We start from the raw sequence: 24,983 nt of genomic DNA, 5'->3' as shown, positions 1-24,983 counted from the left end.
TCACATGCCGGCCAGAGCAGATCCAAAGCTGGCATGCAAGGATCTCGGCCACCCTGGCCGCTTCTGGCGCCAATCTGTTCAGGTCGAATTGGGAACGATGACGGGACAAAGGCACGCTCGGGATGCCGCCGCCCCGCGCCGACCGCTCAAGGGCGTTGATGGATTTCCACCAAACGCTTCAGGCGTCGGCCGCGCCAAGATCGCAAATCCCGCCACCGGGATGCAGCGTTGCATCGAACGCCACCGGCGGCTCATGGCCGCCGTTGACAGGTTCTCCCGGAAAAGAAGCGCCAGCCGTTTAAACCTGCTGTCCGCTACGGCCTGGCTGGGTCTGGTTGTAAGCCGGCTTCTTGAACGATCTGCCCGGCGGCGATTGATCCAGCGGAAGGCCGTCGAAAGCTGCGAGGCCGAGCAGAAAATCCTTTACCTGATCGCTGCAATCCTGGCGCGGAAGATGCATTTGCAGCCTGCAGAGGTCGCCGAAGTCGAAGCCAGCGTCAGGGAATTCCAGCCGGACATCGCCGGTTTTCTGCGGAGAAAAGCCCCGTGACGTCCCTGATATGATCCAAAGCCGTAGTGCCACCCGCTTCAATGGCCGGCGTCCGGTTGCTGGCGCTACACCTAAAGGGAAAATCGCTAGACCAGCTATTTTCGCCGTTGCTGAGCCGGCGGGGACGGTCGGCGGCGCTACCGTACCGAGCGGGAAGCGCGCCTTCTGGCCTCTACAAAAGGCGGTGTGATCTCATATCGCCGCTCGGCAAGCAGATTAGAATCCGCGACTGGTTTTCGGTCCAAACCCCTGTCGACGGCCTTGGCGCGCCATTCATCCATGTCGAGGACGTATGTCGCCCACATTCCATAGCGCGCTGACATGGCGTAGCGTTGCCACTTCAAATATTGCGAGTGGACCGGGGAGCCGGTCTCAACCCGCGCCCAGCCGACGCGCAGCATCTCCACGGCAAGGTCGTGTCCGTCGACGACACACCTGCCTCTGAGCGCACCGCCACGAAACGCGCTCAGGCAGACAACTTGTCTGTCGCCGACCATCCGCTTCAGCCAGGCCTTAGCCAGCGGACCGCACGGTACCGGCTTGAGAATAGCACTTTCGCCGCGGCGCTTTGGATCGAAGGCCCATTGCGGCAATTCGCAGGTGTCTACGCCAGCAAGGCGAACTTGCTGAGCCGATCGAGGAAACCACAAGGTGCGGCCGTCGATCACGCCGGCACGGCCCGCAATCGACTTTGAAGATTGCCCGGCAGTCAGGGAAACAGCCTCGTCACCTGGCCTCCCACCAGCAGCTCTGGCAATGTCAGCGCCTGGCAAAGAAGAGGGGAGGCAAAAGCAAGCCAGCCCGGTCAGCGCCCAAAGCAAATGTCTCGGACTCATGGACGCGACGCCGTTGCGCCGGCAGCCTGGCCAAGCAGGATCGCTGGATGCTGAACGTCCTTGAACTGCCACAGCCCGGCGTGTCTGTCGCGCGCCGCCTGCTCGGCGACGGCGTAGCCGGCGTGATAAGGCAAGCCGTCAGCGCGCAATGCAGCGAAGGCAAATCCGCTTGTGATCATGAGGCTGCCAAGATCAACCCGATCGCCTCCGATCATGACGAAACAGGCAACATGCAAGGTGTCGCCAACCCTTACGACTGGCGCGCATTCAGGCCTGGTATCGGCGATGAAGGCAGCGAACACCGCGAGCGAAGCTTCACCACAATCGGCTCGGTGGGCGGCGGCATCGGTGTAAAAAGTTCCGCGGAGGCACGCCTGGGTACCGTACAGACGGTACTTTGTGCCGGCTTCGACCCAGCTGTCGCCACTCTCGAGCGTCACGCCCGCTCGCAGGTCGAAATATCCGGGTGCCGCGGCCCTTGCAGGAGCCGCTGCGAGCGTGACGGCCAGGAGAATACGAACGCTCCTCATTGCGCTTGCCCCTTGATCCTGGGATCGGCCCACATGCCATAACCGCCACGACCGATCTTCTCTGCTTCCGCGAGATCCTTTCGCACCGGCGTGCCATCAGGTTTTCTGGCGATCCGGTGCGTCCCGGTCGAAACCAGTTGCTCCTCCACCATGTCGACCGTGTCGAGGGTACCGGGGTAGTTGTAGTAACCGTAGCAGGTCGCATCCTGGCGCGGCGCGTTCGCTTCGCTGACGAAGGCGCGGCAGAAGATCACCTTCGGCGACTGCAACAGCGTCTCCAGCCCCTTCCTGGCATAGTCGGCGCAGGCTCCTGAGAAATTCTCGCGGCGGTTGACCAGATCGCCCTCACAGGGCTCGATGCCATAGAGGTGGATCACCGTGTTTGCATCGATGCGGAAGTCGGTCGGCGAGACGGCCTTGAAGCCGCTGGTCGACGCGAAGCCCTTGCGCTCGGCGAGGCTCCCTAGGCCATCGTAATATTCCACCACCAGGACGGTCTTTCCCGGCGCGGCGAGTGACCTGATGTAGGCCTGATCGACGGGTCCGGCCGCGATGGCCGGCACCAATGACGCCAGGCAAATGGCGAAACCGCCGCCGACGCTGGCTCTCATGTTGGACGCTCCCAAATAGCATGTCGTTTCGATCCACCTTGCCAATTCTCGATCCTCCACGCAACAGGAAAACGATATCGATTTGACATTCTTTTTTCCGTCGGCTACCGATTTATGGAGACTTCGATCCGGTGGCATGGAACGTGCGATGGCTTCTCCCTTGTCCAGATTGGCAAACCGGCGGCTTCTCCTGCTGCTGACTTCGGCCGTGCTTGGTTGGCCCTCGGCATTCTCGTCGACCCGCGCGGCGGAAAACCATGAACTGCGCCAACCGCCGCAAAACCAGCCGGTTTTCAGTGCGAGCGCGGGAGAGAGCAGCGCCATCGACAGCATCTTCCGTGCCCGCTGGGCGGACGCGGCAGGAGAGTATGTACTCGACGCCGATGGCAGAATTCGTCAACCCCAGGGTCCGGACAGCAATGGCCTGGAGGTTTCGCCGCCGGGGGAGACGGCGAGCGCATGGCGCCTCGCCGATCCTAGTCAATTTGACTACACTTCGACCGACAACGGATTTCCCGGCAGCAGCGAGTGCGGGCCGTCACCCCTCAACCCGGAAGACATCGCACGGCTGATCGCGCAGGCTGCCTCGAGATATGGCGTCGATGGTGATTTCGCGATCGCGGTCGCCATGGCCGAAAGCCGCCTCGACAGCAGCCGAAACTCTCCCAAAGGCGCGCGTGGCCCGATGCAATTGATGCCAGCGACGGCAGCCCGTCTCGGCGTCGGCGACGTCTGCGATCCGGCCGACAACATCGATGGCGGCGTGCGGCTGTTGCGGGATTTGTTTGCCACCTATCGCAATCCGCTGATCGTTGCAGCCGCCTACAACGCCGGCGAGGCGAGGATCCATCAATATGGCGGTGTGCCACCCTTCCCGGAAACGGTCCGGTTCGTGGCCGAGGTCATCAACAGACAGCTGAAGCTGCCAGACCTGGAACGGCAGACCAGCACCGGCACAGCTGCCGATCCTGGCGTCGTCGGCAAGGCGCCTTCTCTCATCGGAACGAACTCTCCAGGCAAGCCGCGGCGATGGGTCGGCGGCGTCCTGCAATTCTAGCGGAGGAAGACATGAAGCGAGGCTTCTCGAACGCTCGCCGGCCACGAACATTTCGAATTGCTGGCGCCGCCTTGGCCCTGGGCCTATCGCTGTGCGCCATTGCCGAGCCGGCCGTTGCGCAGACCTCCGGCGCCTTCGCACCGCTCGAGACGGCCGTGCAGATGATCGTCGATTTCATAACCGGCCCGTTCGGACGTCTGCTCGCCATCATTGCGGTCATCGGCCTTGGCTTCCTGGCCTTCGCCGGACGCCTGTCCTGGTTCACCGCCGGCGCCGTGGTGATCGGCATCGGGCTGGTGTTCGGCGCGCCGGCGATCGTCGATCAGATGATATCGGCTGTCGGGAACTGAGCGATGAGCGATCGTCCCGAAGACAGGCCGCAACTGACGCCTCTGGTCATTGGGCTCACCCGACCGCCGATGATGTGGGGGATTCCGCTCAATGCTTTCTACATCATCGTCGGCATCACGCTCATCGCGTTCCTGGTGACCAGCAGCTTCTGGGCAGCCGCAATCGCGCCTGTCACCTACCTCGCCCTGTTTGCGCTCTGCAGCCGTGACGTGCGCATCCTTGATCTGGCCCAGACCGCGGGTCGCCGGACACCGCGCACGCCAAACAGGATTTTTTGGCAAACCAACTCCTACGGAGCCTGATCATGCTCAACGTTGTCGCCGAACAACTGGGCTTTGGACGCGAACGGCGTCGCGACAGACCGGTGGCCATGCACGTGCCTTACATGCGCCACCTCGCCAACACTGTGATCGGTCTTGAAAGCGGAGCGCTGCTCAGCGTCATCAAGCTCGACGGCCTGTTCTTCCAGACCGAGGACCAGGCCGAACTCAACATGCGCGCCAGCGTGCAGAACACCATGATCCGGGCGCTTGGCTCGAGCCGGTTTTCGCTGTGGTCGACCGTCATCCGCAGACAAGTCGTTCCGGAGATCGGCGGCTCTTTCTCGGACCCGTTCTGTGATCTGCTCAACTCACGCTACATGGCTGAGCTCAAGCAGCGCCGCATGTTCACAAACGAGCTGTATCTCACCGTCGTGCGCTCGCGCATGCGTGGCGCGCTCGCAGTAGCCGACAGCCTGTCTGGCCTGTTCAGCCGCACCCGTGACAAGGACAGCCAGACGCAGCAGGTTCACGAGCGCATCAACGAGCTGGAGGAAGTGGTCTCCAACCTCACGCGCGACCTGCAGAAATATGGGGCCCGGCCGCTTGGCATCGTCTACTGCGACGGCCAGCCTTATTCGGAGCCGTGCGGGTTCTTCAACGCGCTTCTGACCTGCGGGACGTCCGGCCCGATGCGGCTGCCGCGCATGGCGATCCGCAACTATGTCGGCACCTCGCGGCTGCACTTTTCCAAAAGGACGCTGCAGGCGCAGGGTCCGATATTGGCTGAGCATCGCTTCGGCGCGATGCTGTCGATCAAGGAATACCCGCCCTTTTCAGGGCCGGGCATGCTGGACGGGCTGCTGCAGCTCAACCACGAATTCATCCTCACCCAATCATTCACCATCGCTGACAAGCCGATCGCGCAAGAGCGGATCGCAAGACTGCAGCGGCAGATCCAGGCGTCTGACGAAGCGGGCAGCACGGTCGAGACCGACATCGACTTTGCCTTCAACAGCCTGGTCAACCAGGAGGCGGTGTTCGGCTATCATCATTTCAGCCTTCTGTGTCTGGCGCGCGACCTTGCCGGCGTCGACAGATCCGTCTCCGAACTCGGCGCCTGCCTCACCGACATGAACATCCCCTGGCTGCGCGAAGACCTCAATATGGAGGCCTCATTCTGGGCACAGCTGCCGGGCAACCACAGCTACATCGCGCGTTCTTCCATGCTGTCGAGCGCCAATTTCGCCGGCTTTTCCTCCATGCACAATTTCGCGACCGGCAGGGCCACGGGCAATCACTGGGGCTTGCCGATTGCGATCCTGGAGACGACATCGCAGACGCCTTACTGGTTCAACTTCCACCAGCGCGACATCGGCCATTTCCTGGTCACTGGGCCGACCGGTTCGGGCAAGACCGTGGTGCTCAGCTTCCTGCTCGCGCAGGCGCTTCGCATCTCGCCTGAGCCCCGCGCGGTCTTCTTCGACAAAGACCGCGGTGCCGAGATCTTCATTCGCGCGGTGGGTGGAAATTATGAAGTGCTGGAGCCTGGCGTCCCCACCGGATTCAACCCGCTGCAGATGGAAAATACGCCGGCCAACCGCGAATTCCTGCTGCGGCTGATCAAGTCGATGCTGCAACCCGCCGACGGCCGCGGCTTCTCGCAGGAGGAAGAGCACACGCTTGAAGGCGCGATCGCCCGCATCTGCCAGGTGCCGGCGCCACAGCGCACGTTCGCCAACCTGTCGGCTCTGCTGATGGGACGATCGCGCTCCAACGCCAACGATCTCCAGTCCCGCCTCAGGCCCTGGTTCGAGGGGGAGAAGGCTTGGCTGTTCAATGCGCCGCGCGACGTGCTGTCCTTCTCCGGCAGCCGCATCTTCGGTTTCGACATGACGCATGTGCTGGACAATGCCGAGGCGCGCACGCCTGCACTGATGTATCTCTATCACCGTCTCGAAGAACTGCTGACCGGGGATCCTGTCCTGATCTTCATGGACGAGGGCTGGAAGCTTCTGCAGGACAAGGCTTTCTCCGGCTACATCGTCGACAAGATGAAGACGATCCGCAAACTGAACGGGATCGTCGGCTTCGGAACGCAGTCGGCAGCCGATATCGCCAAGGCGCCACAGTCGCACACCCTCATCGAGCAGTCCTCGACCAACCTGCACTTTCCCAATCCGCGCGCCGATGAGGAGAGCTATGTCGGCCGCTTCGGGCTGACCGCCAAGGAGTTCACCTTTGTCAGGAACACGCCACCGGAGCGGCGCACCTTCCTCATCAAGCACGGCAACGATTCCGTCATTGCCCGCCTCGATCTCTCGACCATGCCCGACATCCTCAAGATCCTGTCGGGCCGCAAGGAGACCGTCGAGGCATGCGCGGCCTTGCGAGCGCGCCTGGGTGACGCCCCCGGGCTGTGGTTGGCGGAATTCTGTGGCTGGGAGGCTTCCATATGATGCGGCGTCTTCCCCTGCTTCTGCTGCTTCTTGCCTCGCCCTCGGCCGCCGATGTGGCGATCATCGACGGCTCGGTGCTCGAACGGCGAAAGGATCGCAACGGCAATGTCACGGCGATCGAGAAGGCCGATCGCGACCGCTACAGCGTCGATCAAAGCGTCACCTGCGCGATGTATCGGCCAGGCCGCAAGGACGATCCGGTTGCCGCGGCGAACGCCAATCCGTCCATCGCTGGCCTCGTTCGCCGCGTCGCCCGCGAGGAGGGCGTCAACGAGAACCAGTTTCTTGCCCTGGTCTACCAGGAGAGCAGGTTCAACCCCTGCGCAAGATCGAGCGCTGGCGCTATCGGGCTGGCACAGCTGATGCCGGGAACCGCCACCGAGCTTGGCGTCGATGCAAACAGCATCGAGCAGAACCTGCGTGGCGGGGCGCGTTACTTCAAGCAGCAGCTCAGACGCTTCAATGGAAACGCCTCGCTTGCGCTGGCCGCGTATAACGCAGGTGCCGGCAACGTCGAAAAGTACGGCGGCATCCCGCCATTCAGAGAGACGCAGGGCTATGTCGCGGCGATAACGCAGAGGTGGCTGCCGGCCTTTGGCGGCTCAGACAAGTCCGGCATTCCGTTGAACTATGGCGGCACTGGCTCCGCCTATGACGGCATGCGCACCGCGACCTTGAATGCCATGGGGCTGACCAGTGCGGTCGGCGCCGGCTCAGGCGATGTCGCGTCCTGGTATCAGCAGCTCGGCACGGCTGCCACCGGCACGGTTCAAGACAGCTGGGACCAGAATTCCGGCACGCGCAACGCCAATCTCGAAATGCTGAACCGGCTGATCCAACTCGGCGCCAGTTTTGCCGACCTGGTCAATTCGAACAACGCGGTGACGCTCAGCGAGCTTTCGGGGGCCAGCCGTTCGGGCAGCCATCCGAAGCCCGATGATCAGACAACCGGCTTTTGCGATGCGCGCGCCGGTCTGATCTGGAGCAGCCAAGCGCAAGCCTGCGTGCAGAAGCTCGAACGGGACGTCGAGCTGCTTCTCAAGCCCAACAAAGGAGGTCTCCAATGATACGGACTCTAGCATTTGTAACCGCGGCTGCGATCATCACGCCGGCCAAAGCCGATATTGCGGTGATCGACAGGACGAATTATGCCGTCGCCAAGGACACCGCCGACAAGACGGCGAAAATCCTGGACACCAACAAGGATATCTTGACCACCGTCGAAAAGACCCTGCAGGCGGTCACCGGCAACCGCGGCAGCGACGCCGGGTCGCTCAAGGACCTGGCGATCGGCGACGGTTTCAGCGTCTCCTCGATACCGTCTTTCGATAGCCTGCTTCAAAACGGCGTACCGGATTTTGGCTCCATGGGCCCGGAAATCGCCAAAGCGGCGACCATGTTCATCAACGGCATGCAGCTGGTGAAATCACTGTCAGGCAAAGAGCAGAGCTCTTTCGCCAGCGACAAATCCTACCAGGAAATGGTCAAGACGGTGCTCGGCGTGTCGGCGCTGATCACAGGCTCGCGACAGGCTGTCGAAACGCGGCGTGCCGCGCTCGAGCGCGCCGGGCAGGGGATCGGCCAGGCTCAGGACATCAAGGGCTCGATCGACCAGAACACACAATTACAGGTCCAGACCGGACTGACGCTGAACGAAATGATCGGCGTCATGAACGGTGCCGTCCAGGCATTGCAGGCCGAGAACCAGCGCCGGCTAACCGATATCTCGAACACCAAGAAGGCGCTGACCTACGAATGATACGAAGCCGGAACGGACCGATCGCGGTGAGCCTCCTGGCGCTGCTGCTTGCCGGGTGCGGCACGCCAAAGGAGAAATCCGCGCCCTGCAAACGGCCGGCCCTTGAGACGGCCTATGCGGCGCAGGGCGCCGATCTTGAATGCGGGCCGATGCGGGCGGTCAACCCCGACAGTCCGGCGGCATGGGCAATAATCGGCGAGCTTCCTTCTCGATCTGAATAGGGCGAACGTGGACAATTTCATCGGCGAACTGCTGCAGCGCATCGATGCTTCCGGCGAGAATTTCTCCGAGCGCGCATTTCAGGTTCTGAGCAGAGACATCGAGCCGCTGCTTCGTCTTTTGTTCATGCTGGTCGTGCTGTTCTACGGAGCGCAACTGGTTCTGGGAACGTCGAAGGTCAGCGCCGCCGAGATCGTTGGCCGCATCGCCCGCGTCATGGTGATCCTCGTTCTGGTCAGCACCTGGTCGCATTTCCAGACTCTGGTCTATGTCTGGATCACCAAGGTCCCGGAGGCGGCGGGGCGCGCCATACTGGCCGCATCGGGCACCGGGGTGACGGAACCGAGCAATGGCCTGTCGGAGATCTGGCAGACCGCCAACCTGGCGGCGTCGACATTTTCCGAACAGGCCGGCTATTTCTCCGTACTGCCCGCCTTGATCGGCATGATCATCATGGCCTTTGCCGGGCTGTTCGTCTCCGTCGCGCTGGGCATCCTGGTGCTGGCCAAGGTGATCCTGTGGGTTCTGCTTGGCACTGCTCCGATCTTCATCGCCTGCATGTTCTTCGATGTGACGCGCAACTATGCGATGGGATGGTTGAACCAGTCCCTGCTCTACGCGCTTATCCCCCTGTTCGTCTACGTGATCGCCGCCTTCCTGATTGCGGCGATGGCGCCGGAACTGACCAAAATCAACCAGATCTCGGGCAATCGCGAGCTGAAGCTCAGCGATCTTGCAGCCTTCGTGATGTTGTGCCTGGCCGGCAGCTTCGTTCTCTTCCAGATCCAGTCGCTGGCACAAGGCATCGTCGGCGGGCTCGCAATGCCGGTCGGTCAGCGTTCACGAGCCCTCACCGGCCATGGCATCCTGTCCGGGCGCGCCGCTGTCGCCGGCTCGGCCAGGCAAATGCAGGCCGCGGTCAATCGTGTGCAGGCCAGACTGCGCAGCCCTCAAACGCTGTCGCGCGAGGCCATGCAGCGCGCCATCAGCGCCAACGCGCAGACGCGATAACACCAAAACGCAACAGAATTATCCTCCAACGATCCGCGACGTCCAATGGCAGAATCCTTCGACGAAAAGCTGCGATCCTATTTCCAGGACGGTGACGTCTGGGAGCACGAGATCTTCAAGAGCGCCAAACGCTCCAGCCGCATCGCGTGGTTGTGCACGCTGGTATTTGCCGCCATCGCAGCCCTTGCGTTGCTGGCGCTGGTGCTGATGCTGCCGCTGAAGAGTTTCGAGCCCTATCTGGTCGAGGTCGACAAGAACACTGGCTACATCGAGGTCAAGTCGGGACTGACGCGGAGCTCTGATCTGAGCGATGAGGAGGCTGTCACCCAGGCCAATGTCGTTCGCTACATTCGCAACCGCGAGGGATATGATCCTTTTGCAATCGATGAATATTTCGGGATCGCGGCGCTCTTGTCGACTGGCGAGGCGGCGCGCGACCTGCAGATGCAGTTCAGCGCCGCCAACGCGCAAAATCCGGCGAAAGTATATGGGCGGCTGAAGCGCGTCCTTGTCGATATCAAGTCCGTCAGTTTTCCCAACGGCAGCACGGCGATCGTGCGCTTCTCGACCACCGAAAAGAGCGAGACCGAAGCGATCGACAGGCATTGGATTTCGGTGGTGCGATTTCGCTACACCGAGAGTCCGCTCAAGAACGAATGGCGCTTCGAAAATCCGCTCGGCTTCCAAGTCTACAGCTACCGTCGCGACCAGGAAACGGTGACATTGGGCGTCGAATGATGGCACGCGGTCTGGTCGTGGTCGCATATCTGATCCTGGTCCAGTGCACCTGCCCGGCGCTGGCCGCGCAGACGCCCAAGGGCGGTCGCCTGGACGCCCGCATCACCAGCGTCACCTATCAGGAAAACAACGTTGTCCAAGTCTTTGCCACCTATGGGATATCGACAATGATCGTCTTCGACGAAGACGAGAAGTTCGAAACCATATCGCTCGGCGACAGCGAAAGCTGGCAGGTCGTTCCGGCGGCGAAGGGCAACGTCCTTTTCGTCAAGCCGGTCGCCAGGAACGTCACAACGAACATGAATGTCGTGACCAGCAGGCGCATCTACTTTCTGGAATTGCATGACAATGCGTCCGCTGGAGGCAGGCAGGTGTTCGGCATCCGTTTCGCGTATCCGGAGAAGGACCGCGACGCCGCGCTGAGGAGCGAAGCCGAACAGCGCGCGGCTTGGCCCAACATCGCCGCCATCGACAAAGCTAATGTCAACATCGACTATTCATTTTCCGGCGATGAGCGGCTGAAGCCATCCTTGCTCTTCGATGACGGCATCAAGACTTTCTTCCGCTTCGGCCGGCGCGCCCCTGCGATCTTCGCTGTCAATTCCGACTTCTCGGAGACGCTGAGGAACTTTCGTAAGGAGGGCGAGTACATCGTGGTCGACGGTGTGGCCGCCCAATTCACGCTGCGCGACGGCAATCAGTGGCTGTGCATCTTCAATCTGCGAAAGCCCGACTTCGGCGCGCCCGATTCCAATGTGCTGTCTCCAGTGCAAGACGACAAGGCGAAGGTCCGCGGGAGGAGCGGGAATTGATCCAGCGAAGTGCCGAACTAGAGGCTTTGGCCGGCAATGACGATCCCGCTGTTGCCGATCGCTCCATGCGGCGCAAGCACCTTGCCGGTGGCGTCGGCCTGATCCTTTTGGGCCTTGTCGCGGGCTATTTTACCTTGGCTGGGCGTCAACCGTCGCAGGGCCACGCGCCTACTGGCGACGAGGAATTCTCGACCACGGGTTTCCGGCCGCCTTCGTTCATGCGTGAGCGAGAACAGCCCGCCAAGCCCACCGCGCCCGAAGTGATCGAATTGCCGCCGCCACCGCCCGCAGCAGGGCCAAGTCCTGAGGCGACGCCTTTTGAAGTTCCGCCGCCGCCAGCGCCTTTGTCTGCTCCTGAACGTGCCGCAGCCCCCGACGATGAGTTTCCCAAACGCTTTCGTTCCAAAATGATCGTCTTCGACGAGAAGGGTTCCATCGAGGAAGACAAAGGCGCGGCGACCGAGAACATGCAGACGCGCGCCGTTGCCGGCGAAGACCGCAACAGCAAGTTCCTCTCGGCAGCGGCCAGCATCGGCGATCGCTCGGCCCGGGCCACGAAGATCGCCCGCATCGATGCTTTGATTGGGGAAGGCACGCTCATTCGCGGCATTCTCGAGACGGCGATCGTCAGCGACCTTCCGGGTCAGATCCGCGCCATCGTCGCCGATGACGTCTATTCGTTCGACGGCCGGCGCCTTCTTATCCCGACTGGCACGCGGCTGATCGGCGAATACCAGTCCGAAATCACCCGCGGCCAGAGGCGGATCTTCGTCATCTGGACGCGATTGCTTCGCGATGACGGTGTCAGTGTCCGCCTGAACTCCATCGGCGCCGACAGTCTTGGTCGCTCCGGGCTTACCGGCCGCGTTGACACCAAGTTTCGGGAGCGCTTCGGTGCGGCCATCCTGCTTTCCATCGTGGGCGGCGGCGCCAGCTATCTGACCGGCTATGGTAGCCAGGCCGCTACCGGCGGCAGCGACGAGGCAAAGCGCGCCGAGGATATCGCACGCTCGACCATCGCCCAGACGTTCTCGGACATGGCCAATCAGGCGCTTGGCGAGAGCCTGAAAATCCCGCCCACGATCAGCGTGCCGCAAGGCGAGCGGATTTTCGTTTTCGTGCGCCAGGACCTCGATTTTTCCGCCATCTATGATGACCCGGTCGCAGAGGCATTGGAGGAAATTCGCCATGAGCGCGGCTTCAACTGACCCCAATGACCGGCACTATTTCCTTGACCGGTCTCTCGAACCGCTCAAGCCGCTGCTGACAGATCCACAAGTCGTGGAGATCTCGATCAACAAACCTGGCCATGTCTATGTCGAGCGGCTTGGTGCCGACCACATGGAATACCATCATGTTCCAAACCTCACCGCCTCCGAGATCGTCCACATGGGTGAACGGGTAGCGGCCGCCACCAATCAGTTTATCGGTCCCGCCAATCCGATCCTCAGCGCAGCACTTCCCACCGGAGAGCGAATCCAGTTCGTGCTGCCGCCGGCAGCGCCCCAGGGGGGCGCGGTTTCAATCCGCAAACAAGTCGTGGGCCAGTTCACGCTTGAGGATTATCGCAACGCCGGCGCATTCGATAAGGTTTCGGTTGCGATCAGCGGCATGAACGATGCCGATCGCGGCTTGATAGAGCTCTTGCGCAAGGACGACGCCTATGGCTTTGTCCGTACCGCCATTCTCGGCCGCGTCTCCATCCTGATCAGTGGTGGCACTTCGAGCGGCAAGACCACATTCATGAACGCCTGCCTCAAGGCCATTCACGAGCGCGAGCGCCTGATCACGCTGGAAGACACGCGCGAGCTGTTTCCTCCACAGCGCAACACCGTTCACCTGCTTTCATCCAAAGGCGATCAGGGCACGGCGAATGTCACGATCCAGAACCTGCTCGAGGCATCGCTGCGCATGCGCCCGGACCGGCTGTTCGTTGGCGAGGTGAGGGGAGTCGAGGCGTTCTCGTTCTTGCGTGCCATCAACACGGGCCATCCAGGCTCGATGTCAACAGTCCACGCCGACACGCCTGGCGGGGCCTATGAGCAGCTCGCCATGATGGTGATGCAATCGGGAGTGTCGGCAGCTTACTCAAAGGCCGACCTTATCTCCTACATTCGCAGCGTCATCCCGATCGTCGTCCAGCTGAGGCGCGATGGCGGACGGCGCGGCGTGTCGGAAATCTATTTCTCCAAAATGAACCGATCATGACTGGCACGCTGCGCATCGCCTATCTCGTTTTCTGCCTCGCGATTGGCTTTGTCGTCTGGCTGCTTGTCTACGGCCTGTCGCTACAGCTGCTGTACGGAGACGGCCGTATCCTGCAGGTCACGGCAACAACCAATCCGTTCGCGGCACTCCAGCAGCTTGCCCGTTACCCACATAATGCCGTCTTGCAGCGGATCAGTCTGTGCGCAGCCGCAGTCTCGATCCTTGTCGCCGCAGCGATCTGCTATCTCGGTTTGAAACGTGTTTCTGAACCGCTTGGCAATGCTCGTTTTCAAAACGCGACTTCGCTACGGCGTGGCCGGTGGTTCCGGCGCCACGGACACATTCTGGGGCGCTACGGCCGCCATGTGCTTCGCGTTCATGACGAGCGCCACCATCTGGTGATCGGTCCGACGCGCTCGGGGAAGGGAACCGGCTACGTCATTCCAAATGCACTCACCCACCAGGGGTCGATGATCGTGACCGACCTCAAGGGCGAAATCTTCCGTTCCACGGCGGGGTATCGCAAGGCAAAAGGAAACCAGGTGTTCCTGTTTGCCCCGGGTAGCGAAAGAACACATCGTTACAATCCGCTCGACTTCATCCGGCCCGACCGGGGCGATCGCACAACGGACATCCTCAACATAGCGAGCATTCTCGTCCCGGAGAGTGCCGATTCCGAGAACGCGATCTGGCAGGCGACCGCACAGCTGGTACTGGCTGGCGCCATCAGCTACGTGAACGAGAGCGACTTCTACCGCGGCCGCCGCGATCTTGGCGAGGTGACTTCATTCTTCAACAGCGGCGTCGATCTCCAGGCCCTGATGACCCTCATTAAGGAAAAGGAGCCGAACCTGTCGCGTTTCACGCTCGAAAGCTTCAACGCCTATATCGCGCTGTCGGAGCGCGCCGCCGCCTCCGCGCTGCTCGACGTGCAGAAGGCTCTGCGGCCCTTTCGCAACGAGCGCGTGGTCGCCGCCACCAACGTCACCGACATGGATCTTCGTGCGCTGAAGCATCGGCCGATCTCGATCTATCTGGCGCCCAACATCACCGACGTGGCGATGCTGAAGCCGTTGCTATCGCTTTTTGTGCAACAGACGCTCGACACGCTGCTGCTCAGGCAGGAGCCGAACTCGCTGCCCATCTACTTTCTGCTGGACGAGTTTCGGCAGCTGAGAAAGGTCACGGAGATCACCAGCAAGCTTCCCTATGTGGCCGGCTACAACATAAAGATGGCCTTCATCATCCAGGACATCAAGAACTTCGATGAGATCTACGGCGAAACCGCCCGCCATTCGCTTATGGGCAATTGCGGTTATCAGCTTGTGCTCGGCGCCAACGATCAGGTCACGGCCGAGAGCGTTTCAAGGGGGCTGGGTAAGAAGACAGTGCGCTACACGACAGAGTCCCGAACGATCGAACTGATGGGGCTGCATCGCCGCACCAAAGTCGAACAGGTGCGCGAACGCGACCTGATGATGCCGCAGGAGGTCAGGCAAATGCCCGCCGATAAGATGATCATCCTGGTAGAAGGGCAGGGGCCTATTCTGGCAGACAAGTTGCGCTTTTTTGCGATGGCTCCTTTCAAGGCAATGGAGCGGTTCTCACAGTCCAATCCCCCCGATGTTCCGGCGGCGGAACTGCTGCCGCGGGCTGCGATACCTGCACTCACAGACGTCTATTCTTCCAGGTCAGGCGCCTCCGAAGATCATCCTGCCCCAGCGCTCAGCACGGCCCATCCGCAGGACGCTGGACACGAGAACAATCCGGTCGAAGCTGCGCCCCCTTCCGGAGCCGCGATAGAAGCTCGTTTTGGCTCTGCGGCACGAAAACTCAAACGTCTGACGACCATGGCATCGGAAGATTCAGTCGGCAAGACAAAGTGGAATTGGTCCGCCATTTTCGATGAAATCGTCCCTGACGATCCAACCGGGCAGGAAGACGATGCATGTAGTCAGGCCGCATCAACAGCGGCACGAGCTTTGTAACGGCACGGCCAAGCGATCTGACTGATGAAGATTGGCAGTGATCGGACCTGCAGCACAGCTCAATCGCCGATTCATAAAATCTTAAAGCAGAGGACGAATACGTCAAAGGGTCGCGCCTCCGGCCCGGCACGGCAGGACCTGGGATTGCTCAATGCCCGATTCTGCTGCTAGCCATTTTTTTGATCAGAACGGCCCACCGCCGTTCACATTGCAGCGGATCCTTTGCGATTGCGTCGAGACGACACGGCACCTTTTGGGACCAGAGATTGGCGCCCCGGTTGCGTGAACAAGGCGCAGAGCGCCCGGCCTGTTGACAAGCGGCGGAGCCTCTCGATCTAACCCGGGTTGGCTGATTTCGGCGTTCGCGCCTCCACGCGTAGCAACGAGAGCGGACCTTTATAGCGCCTCGTAGAGTTCCAGCGGCAATCGATCCGGGTCGTTGAAAAAGGTAAATCGTTGCCCGGTATATTGGTCGATCCGGATTGGCTCAACGGCAACGCCGGCGCTTTCCAGGCGGTGAATTACGGGGTCAAGATTGGCAACGGCAAATGCCAGATGTCTCAGACCTGTCGCCTCCGGATGGGACGGCCGCATCACTGGCGCAGGGAAGGAGAACAATTCCAGCTGGACAGACCCGATCCGCAGATCCGCTTTCCATGACTGCCGCTCCTCCCGATAAACCTCCCGGATCAGATCGAGGCCCAGGAGTTCGACATAGAACCGTCGCGACCGATCGTAGTCGGTGCAGATCAGCGCAACGTGGTGAATGGCATCCAGCATGCCACGAACCTTATCCAAGTTGCAATTTGAGGCCAAGGTCACCACCGGGACGCCGAGCGTTTGTTGACCTCGCCATTCCCGAGCGCCGGCTTGGCCTGGTGGGCGTGATCTCCAACGAGATCACCACCTGACAGGTGGTGGACCCACGGAACCTCTGTTGATGATGGCGGTCCGCAGGACCAGCCTTTCCGGTGGTTTAATATCGCCTTTCAGGCGGCGAATGAGCAGTTCCGCGACAGTGTGGCCAAGTGCATAGACCGGCTGGTCTACGACGGTGATCGGCGGAGTTGTCACACCGGTCCAATCCGCATCATGAAAGGTGATCAACGAAATGTCGTCGGGAATCCTCATGCCGCGTTGACGAATAGCCCTGAGGATTTCCAGCGCAATCACACTGTCGGAGGCAAGGATCGCCGTAGGTCGTTCAGAACCGGAAAGAAGTTCGTCCGCCAGCCTGCGTGTCGCTTCGAAGCTTGTCGCGCCGAGCCGGACGTGGCGCTCAGGTCGATCGATTCCGGCGTCCCTGCAAGCGGCGAGGAAGCCATCGATGCGCTCCCGGACCGAGGACGTGTAGATTTGCCGCAGATCGAAGTATTCGTGGCCGTTGCCTTCCACCGCGGTGACATAGGCGATGTTGCGATGGCCTGCGTCTATCAGCACTCGCGTCGCCCGTATGGCGGCCTCGCGATCGTCAACAGTGACAGTGTCGACATCGAGCTCGGGCAGGGCTCGGTCAAGCAGAGCAAGCGGCCGGCCGGATCGATGGATGTCGCGCAGATGGGTGATGTCGCGTGACTCCGAAGGCGTCACAATCAGCCCGTCGACGCGCTTGCCGATCAGTAGCCGTACAGCGGCCTTTTCCGCTTCGATCTTCTCGCCGGAATTCGCCAGAATGACATTGAAGCCGGCCGCTTTCGCCGCATCGCTGATGCCTCGGACGGCGAGACTGAAGAACGGATTCTCGATATCGCCGACGACCACCCCAATGATGTCCGACCTGCCGGTCGTCATGCTGCGGGCGAGTTCGTTCGGTCGGTAATCGAGAGCCTTGGCGGCTGCCGTGACACTGGCACGGACTGTGTCGCTGACGACGCCATACCCGCCCAGCACGCGGGCGGCCGTCGCTTTCGAAACGTTTGCCGCTCGGGCAACGTCGGCGACCGTTTTGGGTCGAGCTCTGGAGGGGGCTTTCGTCATCGGATAACGACTACAAGAAATGTTGACGGGAGGTCAATCGGTCGATAGTCTTACAAAAGAGACCGGTCTCAGCATGTAGAAACCGGTCTCTTTTGCGGGAGCACTACACCGCGAGAGGCCGCTTGCCAGAGCCGAGGCGACTGAAAGGCGGCCCAACAAGAACAGACCTTCAGAGTGGAGAGAAGACGTGAGCAAGTTCAGAATTCTCAAATGGCTGATGTCGCCGGCCCGGGCGAGGGCATTGGCACTTACAATTACGTGTGTCGGAGCAGCTTTTGGTTCGCACGCCAAAGCGGCGGAAGATAATCCCTACGGCCTTATCGATGCCAACGTCATCAGCGTTGGCACGATGGGCGATGCGAAGCCCTACGCCTTTACCCAGTCCGATGGCACTTTCACGGGTTTTGACATTGAACTGTTCCGGAATGTGGCGAGCCGACTTGGCTTCAAACCGGATCAGGTAATCTTCACCGGCCAGGAATTTTCGGCCCTGATGCCGTCGGTTGCCAATGGGCGCTTCGACGTCGCGGTGGCTGCGATCGGCACGACGGAAGCTAGAAAGAAGACCGTTGATTTTTCGGACGGCTATCTCGCCGGCTACCTGTCGGTCCTGACCGCCGACAAGACGATCACATCGGCTGACGGGCTCAAGGGCAAGCGTCTTGGCGTCGTGCAGGGCACGCTGCAGGAGATCTATGCTGCGAAGAATTTCGTCGGAACCGATCTGGTCAAATTCCCCGACAACAACTCGGCCGTCTCGGCGCTCAACAACGGCACGGTAGAGGCTCATTTTCTCGATTACGAGGCGGCCAAGGACTATGGCCAGCGCTACCCGGAGCTGAAGATTGCAGTCAATATTCCGTCGTTCGACGCGCCGGCAGGCTTCGTCATTCGCAAAGGCAACGACAAGCTGCGCAACGCGCTGAACACCGCCCTACATGCAGCCATGCAGGACGGCACGTGGAAGACACTTCATGAAAAGTGGTTCCCCGGTTCGCCAATGCCCGATCAGTATCTCCCCAAGAAGTGACCGCCCCAGCCGCCGCCTCCGGGCCGGCGGCTGGAAACCTACTGGCCGCACTCCGATGGGTTCGCATCACAGCGCAATGAGAAAGGGACCGAATGAACTGGCTTGAAAACCTGCGTCGCAGTTTTCTCGACTGGCAGGCCATGGCTGACGTGCTGCCGAGCATGATCACCATCGGTTTGAAAAACACCTTGATCCTTGCGGCCGCCTCAACGGTGCTCGGCGTGGCGATAGGCATGGTCCTGGCGATCATGGGCATTTCGCAATCGCGTTGGCTGCGCATTCCGGCCCGAATCTATACGGATGTCTTCCGCGGGCTTCCGGCGATCGTCACGATCCTGCTGATCGGCCAGGGTTTTGCCCGTATCGGCCGCGAAATCTTCGGCCCTTCGCCCTATCCGCTTGGCATTCTTGCGCTCAGCTTGATCGCTGGCGCTTATATCGGCGAGATCTTCCGCTCGGGCATCCAGAGCGTGGAGCGCGGCCAAATGGAGGCCTGCAGGGCGCTCAGCATGAGCTACGGCCAAGCCATGCGCCTGATCGTGGTCCCTCAAGGCATCCGGCGCGTCCTGCCGGCCCTGGTCAACCAGTTCATAGGCAACGTCAAAGATTCGAGCCTCGTCTATTTTCTCGGCCTGCTCGCATCGGAGCGCGAAATTTTCCGTGTCGGTCAGGATCAGGCGGTGGTCACCGGAAATCTGTCACCATTGCTGCTGGCGGGCGTCTTCTATCTGGTCATAACCGTGCCGTTAACCCATGTGGTCAATCACATCGACAACCGGCTGCGGACGGGAAAGCAAAAAGCTGGCGTGGTCACAAGTGGCCTGGCCGAGGTGAGCGAACTGGAAGGCGCCGCCAGCGGTCCAACTTCAGACGCAGGTTCGGCGCGTCCCCTGTTCAAGGGCGGCAGCCTCGTCGTCAGCAATCTGGATATGGCCTATGGAGAGCTCGACGTCCTCAAGAGCGTCAGCCTGACGGTCAAGCCAGGCACAGTCACCTGCATCATCGGTCCCTCGGGTTCAGGCAAGTCGACCCTGTTGCGTTGCCTTAATCGTCTGGTCGAACCCAAGGGCGGCGATGTGTTGCTCGATGGGGCGAGCATCTTGGCTATGAAACCCGAGAAGCTGCGGCGGCGCGTCGGCATGGTGTTTCAACAATTCAATCTTTTCCCGGATCACACCGCCCTTGAAAACGTCACGCTGTCGCTGACCAAGGTCAAGGGCATTCCGGCTCAGGAAGCCGAACGCATCGCCGAGGCACGTCTTGCCGATGTCGGCCTTGCTGCTCGCAAACACCATCGCCCCGGCAGTCTTTCCGGCGGTCAGCAGCAGCGTGTGGCAATCGCCCGCGCGCTTGCAATGGATCCGGAGGTCATCCTGTTTGATGAAGTGACCAGCGCCCTCGATCCCGAACTGGTCAAAGGCGTGCTCAACTTGATGGCGGACCTCGGTCAGCGCGGCATGACGATGGTCGTCGTGACCCATGAAATGGGCTTTGCCCGCAAGGTCGCGGACCAGGTCATTTTCATGGACGAAGGCCGCGTCGTTGAGGGTGGCCCGCCGGCAGCGGTTTTCGACACCCCCAAGAGCTCGCGTCTAAAGCACTTCCTGGACGAAGTGCTTTGATCTGAAGCCGAAGAAACCAGGGCGACCCGGTCCGCTCACACCGTTCATTCTCCACAGCGAAAGAATATTCCATGCCTACACACCTGGTCTCAAAAGTTGTCGTTGTCGGCGGCGGCATTTTCGGCGTCTCGTCCGCGCTTCATCTCTCGCGGCTCGGCATCGAAACCATCCTCGTCAACGACGGACCGCTGGCCAGTGGAGCGTCCGGACGCTCGCTCGCCTGGCTCAACTCCGCACGTGTGCGTTCGGCTGAGTATCATCGGCTGCGCATGGTCGGTATAGACCGCTACCGGACCTTGTCGGCAAAATACCCGGATGCTGCCTGGCTGCGTTTCGACGGCGGGTTGACTTGGGATGCCGACGACGTCTCGAATGAGATCATGGAAGCTTTCGCCCATGAAAAGAGCCTCGGATATGACGCACGGCATTTGCGCGCAGGCGACATCCCTTCAGCCACGCCCGGCGTCGCGGTAAACGCCGTCACGCCCCAGGGGGCGATCTTCAACCCGGGTGAGGGCTGGGTCGATCTGCCGGCGTTGATCAAACTGCTTGTGGCGGAATTCGTAGGGCGGGGCGGTCAGCTCGTCACCGACGCCGGGCGCGCAACGGTGACAGTCGCCGATGGGCGCGTCACTGGTGTCAGCACAGCGACGGGCGCCACATTTGCTGCTGACGCAGTCCTTTTGGCGACGGGCAGCGAGGTGCCGCGCACGGTGGCGCAAACCGGCCAGCACATTCCGGACGGAACGCCGATCGCATTGCTGGTCAGGACCAAGCCTGCCGCTCTGCCACTTCGGGCGGTCCTCAACACGCCGCGAGTTGCCGTGCGCCCGACGCCAAACGGAGCTCTCGCACTCGATTCCGCGTGGTCCGAAGAAGAGGTAATCGTCAATTCCGACGGCACTTATGGAGTGAAGGCTTCGACCCTTCAGGGGCTCCTCGAAGAAGCCTCGAAGGTGCTTGAGGGCAATCCGAAGCTGGAGTTGGAAAGCTACGGGGTCGGCCCCAAGCCGATCCCGGGCGATGGCGAGCCCGTTCTCGGCCGGCTGAACGACATTGAGGGATATTACGTTGCCTTCAGTCACAGCGGCGCGACGCTCGGGCTGATCGCCGGAGAACTGCTTGCAGGCGAGATCGCCACCGGAAATGAACACCCGTTGCTGGCCAATTTCCGGCCGGCTCGGTTCGCTTGAGGAAGCGCTCCTAAAGCTTGCGATCTTACCTGTTCGCGAACTCCGAACGCCGGAGTCCGGCGCCGGTTGCAGCCAGGCACCAATATGCGGCACAAGAGCTGCTCAAAGCCCGTCGAAGGGGCGGCCTGAGCCAATGCCCAGGTCTCAGGAGCACAAGGATCGTGACGCAGAAAGGGATCACCTTGAAAGACGTTGCCGCCGCAGCCAACGTTTCGCGCGCCACGGCGGCGCGGGCGCTCAACAGTTATGGTTACGTCGGCGACGGGACGGCGTTGCGCGTGCTGGAAGCGGCCGAGCGACTGGGCTATCGCGCCAACCTCGTGGCGCAGGCCCTGCGCAGCGGGCAGTTGCCGATCGTCGGCTTCATTCCCGGCGACATTCAGAACCCGTTCTTCGCGCGCATCGCTCATGACATCGAGGCCGAACTGCGCAGACATCGCCACAATCTCCTGATCGCCAGCAGCGAGGAGAATGTCGAACAGGAAAAGGAACTGCTCGAGAGCCTGCGCTCGCTCAGCATCCGGGGCTTCATTCTCGCACCCACCTCCGCGACGGACAGCCAGCATATCGTGCAGCTCGCCCGTGAGGGCACGCCAGTCGTCCTGATCGATCGCGTCGTCAAGGAGGTGCACTGCGACAGTGTTATCGTCGACAATGAGGGCGGCGCGCGCGAGGCCGTGGATTATCTTGTCGCTAATGGTCACGAGCGAATCGGCTTGTTGCGGGACGAATCGCGCATCTTCACCGCGCAGGAGCGTTTTGCGGGCTATCAGAATTCTCTTGTTTCGCACGGCATTGCCTTGGACCCCTGGCTGGTTAGTGTGTCGCGATCAACTGTGGAACATGCCATCGAAGCCACCATCCGACTGTTCAGCCGCCGCGATCGCCCGACCGCCGTGTTCACCGTGGACAGCCTGATGACCCAAGGCGCGTTGCTCGGCCTGCGCTCGATGGGGCTGTCGATCCCGCACGACGTTTCGCTGGTTGGTTTCGACGATTTTAATCTCGCAACTTTCACCGATCCCCAGATCACCGTCGTCGCGCAGCCCACATCCGAGATAGGACCGCTTGCCGCGAAAATGCTGCTCGATCGTCTGGCCGGCAAGAAGCTGGCCCCGCGGCACACGCGCTTCCCGACGCGTCTCATTGTTCGCGGCTCGGTCTCGCAACTGCACGGGCGCTGATCGCCCGATCAAATAGGCTCATCCGCAGATTCGTCCGACAAGGGGGACTTGCCAATCGCCAAAATGCGTGCGTTAAATGTGTGAGATCGATCTCACAATCAGCCGGATCGATGTGGCCGTGGTGATCTGCCGGGGTGCCTGCAACGAGCGGACGCACTGCCGAAGAAAATACGAGGAAGACCTGCATGCTCAACTTTGACAAAGACCGCTTCATCAAGATCCAGAGTGGAGCCGTCTCCTTTGCCGAGAAGGCGAGGGCGTTGATACGCCGACAGCTCGCCGAGGGCGTCGAGCGGCTCTATTTCATGGGGACCGGTGGCGTGCAGCTTCTGACCCTTCCCGCGATCGAGCTGGCCGAGCGCCGTACGAGCTTCCCGGTGCGGGGGGAATATCCGGCCCAGGTCGTGCTTGACCCACCTGCCGGGCTGGACCGGAAGTCGCTCGTGGTCATCCCCTCGCTGTCGGGCACGACTAGGGAAAGCGTGCAGCTGCTTTCCTTCCTGAAGCAGAAAGGCGTGCGCACGCTCTCGCTCACCGGCCATTCCGACACGCCGCTTGCCAGGGAAGCCGATTTCACTTTCACGAACTTCGCGGAGGACGACACCTCTTCGGAGTCCTTCTATCTGCAGTCGCTGCTGATCGTGCTGGCATTGCTGGCCGAGCGCGGCGAATACGAGGACTTCGACGCCACGATTGCCGAGCTCAAGAGACTGCCGGAACTGTTGGTTGAGGCAAAGGTCGCCTACGAAGACAGCGCGGCGAAACTGGCCGACACGATCAAGAACGAAACCTATCACATCTTTACCGGTGCCGGCTCCGTCTGGCCGCAAGCCTACTATTACGGCATGTGCATTCTGGAGGAGATGCAGTGGATCAGGACCAGGCCGGTCCACGCCGCCGACTTTTTTCATGGCACGCTGGAGCTGGTCGAACCGGGCGTGAGTGTATTCCTCTTCAAGGGCGAAGATGCCAGCCGTCCGCTGGGTGATCGCGTCGAAAATTTCATCAAGCGATACACCGACAAGGTGCACGTTCTGGATGCCGCATCGGTCGAGCTGCCCGGCATCTCGCCTGCTGTCCGCAAACTGATCTCGCCGATCGTGCTTGCGACGTTGCTGGAACGCGTGAGCGCGCATCTGGAAGCATTGCGCAATCACCCGCTGACGACGCGCCGCTACTACAAGCGCGTCGAATACTGATCACCTCACCTCATAAAAACGAAGAAGGGAACTGATCATGAAATATTCGACACAAGCTGGGATGGCCGCGCTTGCCGCAGCATCGGCACTGGGTCTGACAATGGGACAAGGTATTGGTGCCGAGGCGGTCCAGGCCGATCCGAACGCGAAGGTCGACTATCAGGGAACGCTGTCGGTCCTGACGAAGTTCGGCGCCCAGCAGTTGGCGCCCTACTTCGTCGGCCTCGCCCAGGAATACGAGAAGCTTCATCCCGGCGTGAAAGTCGAACTCATCCAGGAAAGTGACGACAGCGTCAAGGACAAGACCAAAACACTGGTCGCGTCGAACTCGCTGCCGGACATCTACTTTTCCTGGACCGGCAGTTGGGGTGGAAACTTCGTGCGAGGCCATCGCGCCGTCGACCTGACCCCGGTCATTGGACCAGACACCGAGTGGGGCAAGACGCTGACACCAGCGGCGGTTCAGGCCTTCATGTACAACGGCAAATATTACGGCGTTCCGCTCTACCTCGACGCGAAGTTCATGGGCTACAACAAGCAGGCGTTCTCAAAGCTCGGCCTAAGCGCGCCCAAGACCTTCGAAGAACTCCTGTCGTCGTGCGAGACGGTTCGGAAATCGGGCGTGACGCCGATCTCTTTCGGCAACAAGGAATCCTGGCCGGCAATCCACTATGTGGGCCAGCTGCTCGCCTACGACATCCCGCAGGCGGCTCTCGAGAAAGATTTCGACCCGCGTACGGCGGAATACAGCGACCCGGGCTATGTCGCCGCACTCACCCAATACAAGCAGCTCATCGACAGTTGCACGGATGGCGGCGCTTCCGTGAACGGCACATCCTATTCGTCGGCTATCCAGACCTTCAGCAACACAAAATCGGCCATGTACTACCAGGAGATCATCGAGTTCGATCAGAGCGCGTCGGCGGATTCCGCTTTGAAAGTATCCGATCTGGGCTTCTTCACCCTGCCTGTGCCAAACGGCGCAAAGGGCGACGCGAAAGCGATCGAAGGCGCGCCGGAAGGCTACATGATTAGTTCCGCCTCCAAAAACATCCCGCTGGCGATCGACTTCATGAAATTCGTTACGTCCAAGCAGAATGGCCAGGTGCTCTCAGCTCCACCCTATGGGCAGCCCAGCGCGACCATCGGCGGGGCTTCGGAAGCCAACATGAACCCTTCCGTCGTGGCCGGCCTCAAGGAGATCGCCTCCGCTTCCTACCTGATGCCATGGCTGGACACGGTGAACCCGCCGCGCGTGGCCTCCGCTTGGCTGTCCAGCCTGCAGGCCCTCACCGGCGGCTCCATGACGCCTGAGCAGGTAATGGAGCAGGTCAAGCAGGCTGCCGCGGCGTCGAAATAGGCCTATGGCGAACTCCGGCCTGGCCAGAA

24 protein-coding genes are annotated in these 24,983 nt (G+C 61.1%); 19 read left to right on the top strand and 5 right to left on the bottom strand.

The window, feature by feature from the left end:
• Positions 1-4: 4 nt before the first annotated feature.
• Complete coding sequence (locus M653_RS1000000136770; RefSeq protein ID WP_156938214.1) at positions 5-550, top strand: hypothetical protein; 546 nt, start codon at positions 5-7, stop codon at positions 548-550.
• A 137-nt stretch (positions 551-687) separates the two neighbouring features.
• Here the strand turns inward: M653_RS1000000136770 and M653_RS0117070 are convergent, their stop codons facing one another.
• The 3 genes from M653_RS0117070 to M653_RS0117060 all read right to left on the bottom strand — a co-directional run bounded on the left by M653_RS0117070 (position 688) and on the right by M653_RS0117060 (position 2,527).
• The gene (locus M653_RS0117070; RefSeq protein WP_245262183.1) at positions 688-1,218 is read right to left on the bottom strand and encodes a thermonuclease family protein; all 531 of its coding nucleotides are present in this window, start codon (positions 1,216-1,218) and stop codon (positions 688-690) included.
• 164 nt (positions 1,219-1,382) lie between these two features.
• Positions 1,383-1,916 carry a succinoglycan biosynthesis protein exoi gene (locus M653_RS0117065; RefSeq protein ID WP_027144438.1) on the bottom strand — a complete coding sequence of 178 codons (534 nt, stop codon included), beginning with the start codon at positions 1,914-1,916 and terminating at the stop codon, positions 1,383-1,385.
• Positions 1,913-2,527, bottom strand: coding sequence for a hypothetical protein (locus tag M653_RS0117060; RefSeq protein ID WP_027144437.1), 615 nt, complete (start codon positions 2,525-2,527; stop codon positions 1,913-1,915). Before M653_RS0117060 ends, M653_RS0117065 begins: the two co-directional genes overlap by 4 nt.
• Before the next feature lie 148 nt (positions 2,528-2,675).
• Here M653_RS0117060 and M653_RS1000000134980 point away from each other — a divergent pair, with 148 nt between their 5' ends.
• The 12 genes from M653_RS1000000134980 (at position 2,676) to M653_RS01000000132805 (ending at position 15,389) form a co-directional block, all read left to right on the top strand.
• Positions 2,676-3,584: a lytic transglycosylase domain-containing protein gene (locus M653_RS1000000134980; RefSeq protein ID WP_084636734.1), complete on the top strand. Its 909-nt coding sequence runs from the start codon at positions 2,676-2,678 to the stop codon at positions 3,582-3,584.
• Positions 3,585-3,595: 11 nt separating this feature from the next.
• Complete coding sequence (locus tag M653_RS0117050) at positions 3,596-3,934, top strand: TrbC/VirB2 family protein (RefSeq protein ID WP_027144436.1); 339 nt, start codon at positions 3,596-3,598, stop codon at positions 3,932-3,934.
• A 3-nt stretch (positions 3,935-3,937) separates the two neighbouring features.
• A complete protein-coding gene (locus tag M653_RS0117045) occupies positions 3,938-4,237 on the top strand; it encodes a VirB3 family type IV secretion system protein (protein WP_027144435.1) in 300 nt (99 codons plus the stop codon).
• A 2-nt stretch (positions 4,238-4,239) separates the two neighbouring features.
• The gene (locus M653_RS0117040) at positions 4,240-6,654 is read left to right on the top strand and encodes a VirB4 family type IV secretion system protein (protein ID WP_027144434.1); all 2,415 of its coding nucleotides are present in this window, start codon (positions 4,240-4,242) and stop codon (positions 6,652-6,654) included.
• Complete coding sequence (locus tag M653_RS0117035) at positions 6,654-7,721, top strand: lytic transglycosylase domain-containing protein (RefSeq protein ID WP_027144433.1); 1,068 nt, start codon at positions 6,654-6,656, stop codon at positions 7,719-7,721. Before M653_RS0117040 ends, M653_RS0117035 begins: the two co-directional genes overlap by 1 nt.
• Entirely contained in the window at positions 7,718-8,413 is a 696-nt protein-coding gene (locus tag M653_RS0117030; RefSeq protein ID WP_027144432.1) for a type IV secretion system protein, read from the top strand. Before M653_RS0117035 ends, M653_RS0117030 begins: the two co-directional genes overlap by 4 nt.
• Positions 8,414-8,641: 228 nt before the next feature.
• Positions 8,642-9,643 carry a type IV secretion system protein gene (locus M653_RS0117020; RefSeq protein ID WP_027144430.1) on the top strand — a complete coding sequence of 334 codons (1,002 nt, stop codon included), beginning with the start codon at positions 8,642-8,644 and terminating at the stop codon, positions 9,641-9,643.
• 45 nt (positions 9,644-9,688) lie between these two features.
• Complete coding sequence (locus M653_RS0117015; protein WP_027144429.1) at positions 9,689-10,381, top strand: type IV secretion system protein; 693 nt, start codon at positions 9,689-9,691, stop codon at positions 10,379-10,381.
• Entirely contained in the window at positions 10,381-11,193 is an 813-nt protein-coding gene (virB9, locus tag M653_RS0117010; RefSeq protein ID WP_156938212.1) for a P-type conjugative transfer protein VirB9, read from the top strand. Before M653_RS0117015 ends, virB9 begins: the two co-directional genes overlap by 1 nt.
• Complete coding sequence (virB10, locus tag M653_RS0117005; protein ID WP_027144427.1) at positions 11,193-12,401, top strand: type IV secretion system protein VirB10; 1,209 nt, start codon at positions 11,193-11,195, stop codon at positions 12,399-12,401. Before virB9 ends, virB10 begins: the two co-directional genes overlap by 1 nt.
• Positions 12,382-13,401, top strand: coding sequence for a P-type DNA transfer ATPase VirB11 (virB11, locus tag M653_RS0117000; RefSeq protein WP_027144426.1), 1,020 nt, complete (start codon positions 12,382-12,384; stop codon positions 13,399-13,401). Before virB10 ends, virB11 begins: the two co-directional genes overlap by 20 nt.
• Positions 13,398-15,389 (top strand): type IV secretory system conjugative DNA transfer family protein, encoded by a 1,992-nt coding sequence (locus tag M653_RS01000000132805; RefSeq protein ID WP_084636731.1) that lies wholly within the window; start codon positions 13,398-13,400, stop codon positions 15,387-15,389. The genes virB11 and M653_RS01000000132805 overlap by 4 nt, the downstream gene beginning before the upstream one ends.
• Before the next feature lie 396 nt (positions 15,390-15,785).
• On the opposite strand, the gene M653_RS0116990 is transcribed toward M653_RS01000000132805, so the two are convergent.
• Together M653_RS0116990 and M653_RS0116985 are read right to left on the bottom strand one after the other, a co-directional pair.
• A complete protein-coding gene (locus tag M653_RS0116990) occupies positions 15,786-16,169 on the bottom strand; it encodes a VOC family protein (RefSeq protein ID WP_027144425.1) in 384 nt (127 codons plus the stop codon).
• Positions 16,170-16,289: 120 nt separating this feature from the next.
• The gene (locus tag M653_RS0116985) at positions 16,290-17,366 is read right to left on the bottom strand and encodes a LacI family DNA-binding transcriptional regulator (RefSeq protein WP_027144424.1); all 1,077 of its coding nucleotides are present in this window, start codon (positions 17,364-17,366) and stop codon (positions 16,290-16,292) included.
• Between the two features lie 217 nt (positions 17,367-17,583).
• On the opposite strand from M653_RS0116985, the gene M653_RS0116980 reads away from it, so the two are divergent.
• From M653_RS0116980 to M653_RS0116955, 6 genes are all read left to right on the top strand, one after another.
• Entirely contained in the window at positions 17,584-18,396 is an 813-nt protein-coding gene (locus tag M653_RS0116980; protein ID WP_027144423.1) for an ABC transporter substrate-binding protein, read from the top strand.
• A 92-nt stretch (positions 18,397-18,488) separates the two neighbouring features.
• A complete protein-coding gene (locus M653_RS1000000138105) occupies positions 18,489-20,018 on the top strand; it encodes an amino acid ABC transporter permease/ATP-binding protein (protein WP_027144422.1) in 1,530 nt (509 codons plus the stop codon).
• Between the two features lie 71 nt (positions 20,019-20,089).
• Positions 20,090-21,211 (top strand): FAD-binding oxidoreductase, encoded by a 1,122-nt coding sequence (locus M653_RS0116970; RefSeq protein ID WP_027144421.1) that lies wholly within the window; start codon positions 20,090-20,092, stop codon positions 21,209-21,211.
• Between the two features lie 161 nt (positions 21,212-21,372).
• Entirely contained in the window at positions 21,373-22,395 is a 1,023-nt protein-coding gene (locus tag M653_RS0116965; RefSeq protein WP_027144420.1) for a LacI family DNA-binding transcriptional regulator, read from the top strand.
• A 185-nt stretch (positions 22,396-22,580) separates the two neighbouring features.
• A complete protein-coding gene (locus tag M653_RS0116960; RefSeq protein WP_027144419.1) occupies positions 22,581-23,594 on the top strand; it encodes an SIS domain-containing protein in 1,014 nt (337 codons plus the stop codon).
• Between the two features lie 37 nt (positions 23,595-23,631).
• Positions 23,632-24,954, top strand: a complete 1,323-nt coding sequence (locus M653_RS0116955; protein WP_027144418.1) for an ABC transporter substrate-binding protein — start codon at positions 23,632-23,634, stop codon at positions 24,952-24,954.
• The last annotated feature ends 29 nt before the right edge of the window (positions 24,955-24,983 follow it).

The sequence above is a fragment of the Mesorhizobium sp. WSM3626 genome (assembly GCF_000513935.1).
In the GTDB taxonomy this organism is placed as follows: Bacteria; Pseudomonadota; Alphaproteobacteria; order Rhizobiales; family Rhizobiaceae; genus Mesorhizobium; species Mesorhizobium salmacidum.
The sequence above is the reverse complement of the archived record's forward strand: the minus strand, read 5'-3'. Positions and strand labels throughout refer to the sequence as shown.

What these genes read in the sequence shown, in the direction of transcription:
- M653_RS1000000136770 (WP_156938214.1), top strand. Translation starts at nt 5, where the DNA reads ATGCCGGCCAGAGCAGATCCAAAGCTGGCATGCAAGGATCTCGGCCAC.
- M653_RS0117065 (WP_027144438.1), bottom strand. Translation starts at nt 1,916, where the DNA reads ATGAGGAGCGTTCGTATTCTCCTGGCCGTCACGCTCGCAGCGGCTCCT.
- M653_RS0117060 (WP_027144437.1), bottom strand. Translation starts at nt 2,527, where the DNA reads ATGAGAGCCAGCGTCGGCGGCGGTTTCGCCATTTGCCTGGCGTCATTG.
- M653_RS1000000134980 (WP_084636734.1), top strand. Translation starts at nt 2,676, where the DNA reads ATGGCTTCTCCCTTGTCCAGATTGGCAAACCGGCGGCTTCTCCTGCTG.
- M653_RS0117050 (WP_027144436.1), top strand. Translation starts at nt 3,596, where the DNA reads ATGAAGCGAGGCTTCTCGAACGCTCGCCGGCCACGAACATTTCGAATT.
- M653_RS0117045 (WP_027144435.1), top strand. Translation starts at nt 3,938, where the DNA reads ATGAGCGATCGTCCCGAAGACAGGCCGCAACTGACGCCTCTGGTCATT.
- M653_RS0117040 (WP_027144434.1), top strand. Translation starts at nt 4,240, where the DNA reads ATGCTCAACGTTGTCGCCGAACAACTGGGCTTTGGACGCGAACGGCGT.
- M653_RS0117035 (WP_027144433.1), top strand. Translation starts at nt 6,654, where the DNA reads ATGCGGCGTCTTCCCCTGCTTCTGCTGCTTCTTGCCTCGCCCTCGGCC.
- M653_RS0117030 (WP_027144432.1), top strand. Translation starts at nt 7,718, where the DNA reads ATGATACGGACTCTAGCATTTGTAACCGCGGCTGCGATCATCACGCCG.
- M653_RS0117015 (WP_027144429.1), top strand. Translation starts at nt 9,689, where the DNA reads ATGGCAGAATCCTTCGACGAAAAGCTGCGATCCTATTTCCAGGACGGT.
- virB9 (WP_156938212.1), top strand. Translation starts at nt 10,381, where the DNA reads ATGGCACGCGGTCTGGTCGTGGTCGCATATCTGATCCTGGTCCAGTGC.
- virB11 (WP_027144426.1), top strand. Translation starts at nt 12,382, where the DNA reads ATGAGCGCGGCTTCAACTGACCCCAATGACCGGCACTATTTCCTTGAC.
- M653_RS01000000132805 (WP_084636731.1), top strand. Translation starts at nt 13,398, where the DNA reads ATGACTGGCACGCTGCGCATCGCCTATCTCGTTTTCTGCCTCGCGATT.
- M653_RS0116990 (WP_027144425.1), bottom strand. Translation starts at nt 16,169, where the DNA reads ATGCTGGATGCCATTCACCACGTTGCGCTGATCTGCACCGACTACGAT.
- M653_RS0116985 (WP_027144424.1), bottom strand. Translation starts at nt 17,366, where the DNA reads ATGACGAAAGCCCCCTCCAGAGCTCGACCCAAAACGGTCGCCGACGTT.
- M653_RS0116980 (WP_027144423.1), top strand. Translation starts at nt 17,584, where the DNA reads ATGTCGCCGGCCCGGGCGAGGGCATTGGCACTTACAATTACGTGTGTC.
- M653_RS1000000138105 (WP_027144422.1), top strand. Translation starts at nt 18,489, where the DNA reads ATGAACTGGCTTGAAAACCTGCGTCGCAGTTTTCTCGACTGGCAGGCC.
- M653_RS0116970 (WP_027144421.1), top strand. Translation starts at nt 20,090, where the DNA reads ATGCCTACACACCTGGTCTCAAAAGTTGTCGTTGTCGGCGGCGGCATT.
- M653_RS0116960 (WP_027144419.1), top strand. Translation starts at nt 22,581, where the DNA reads ATGCTCAACTTTGACAAAGACCGCTTCATCAAGATCCAGAGTGGAGCC.
- M653_RS0116955 (WP_027144418.1), top strand. Translation starts at nt 23,632, where the DNA reads ATGAAATATTCGACACAAGCTGGGATGGCCGCGCTTGCCGCAGCATCG.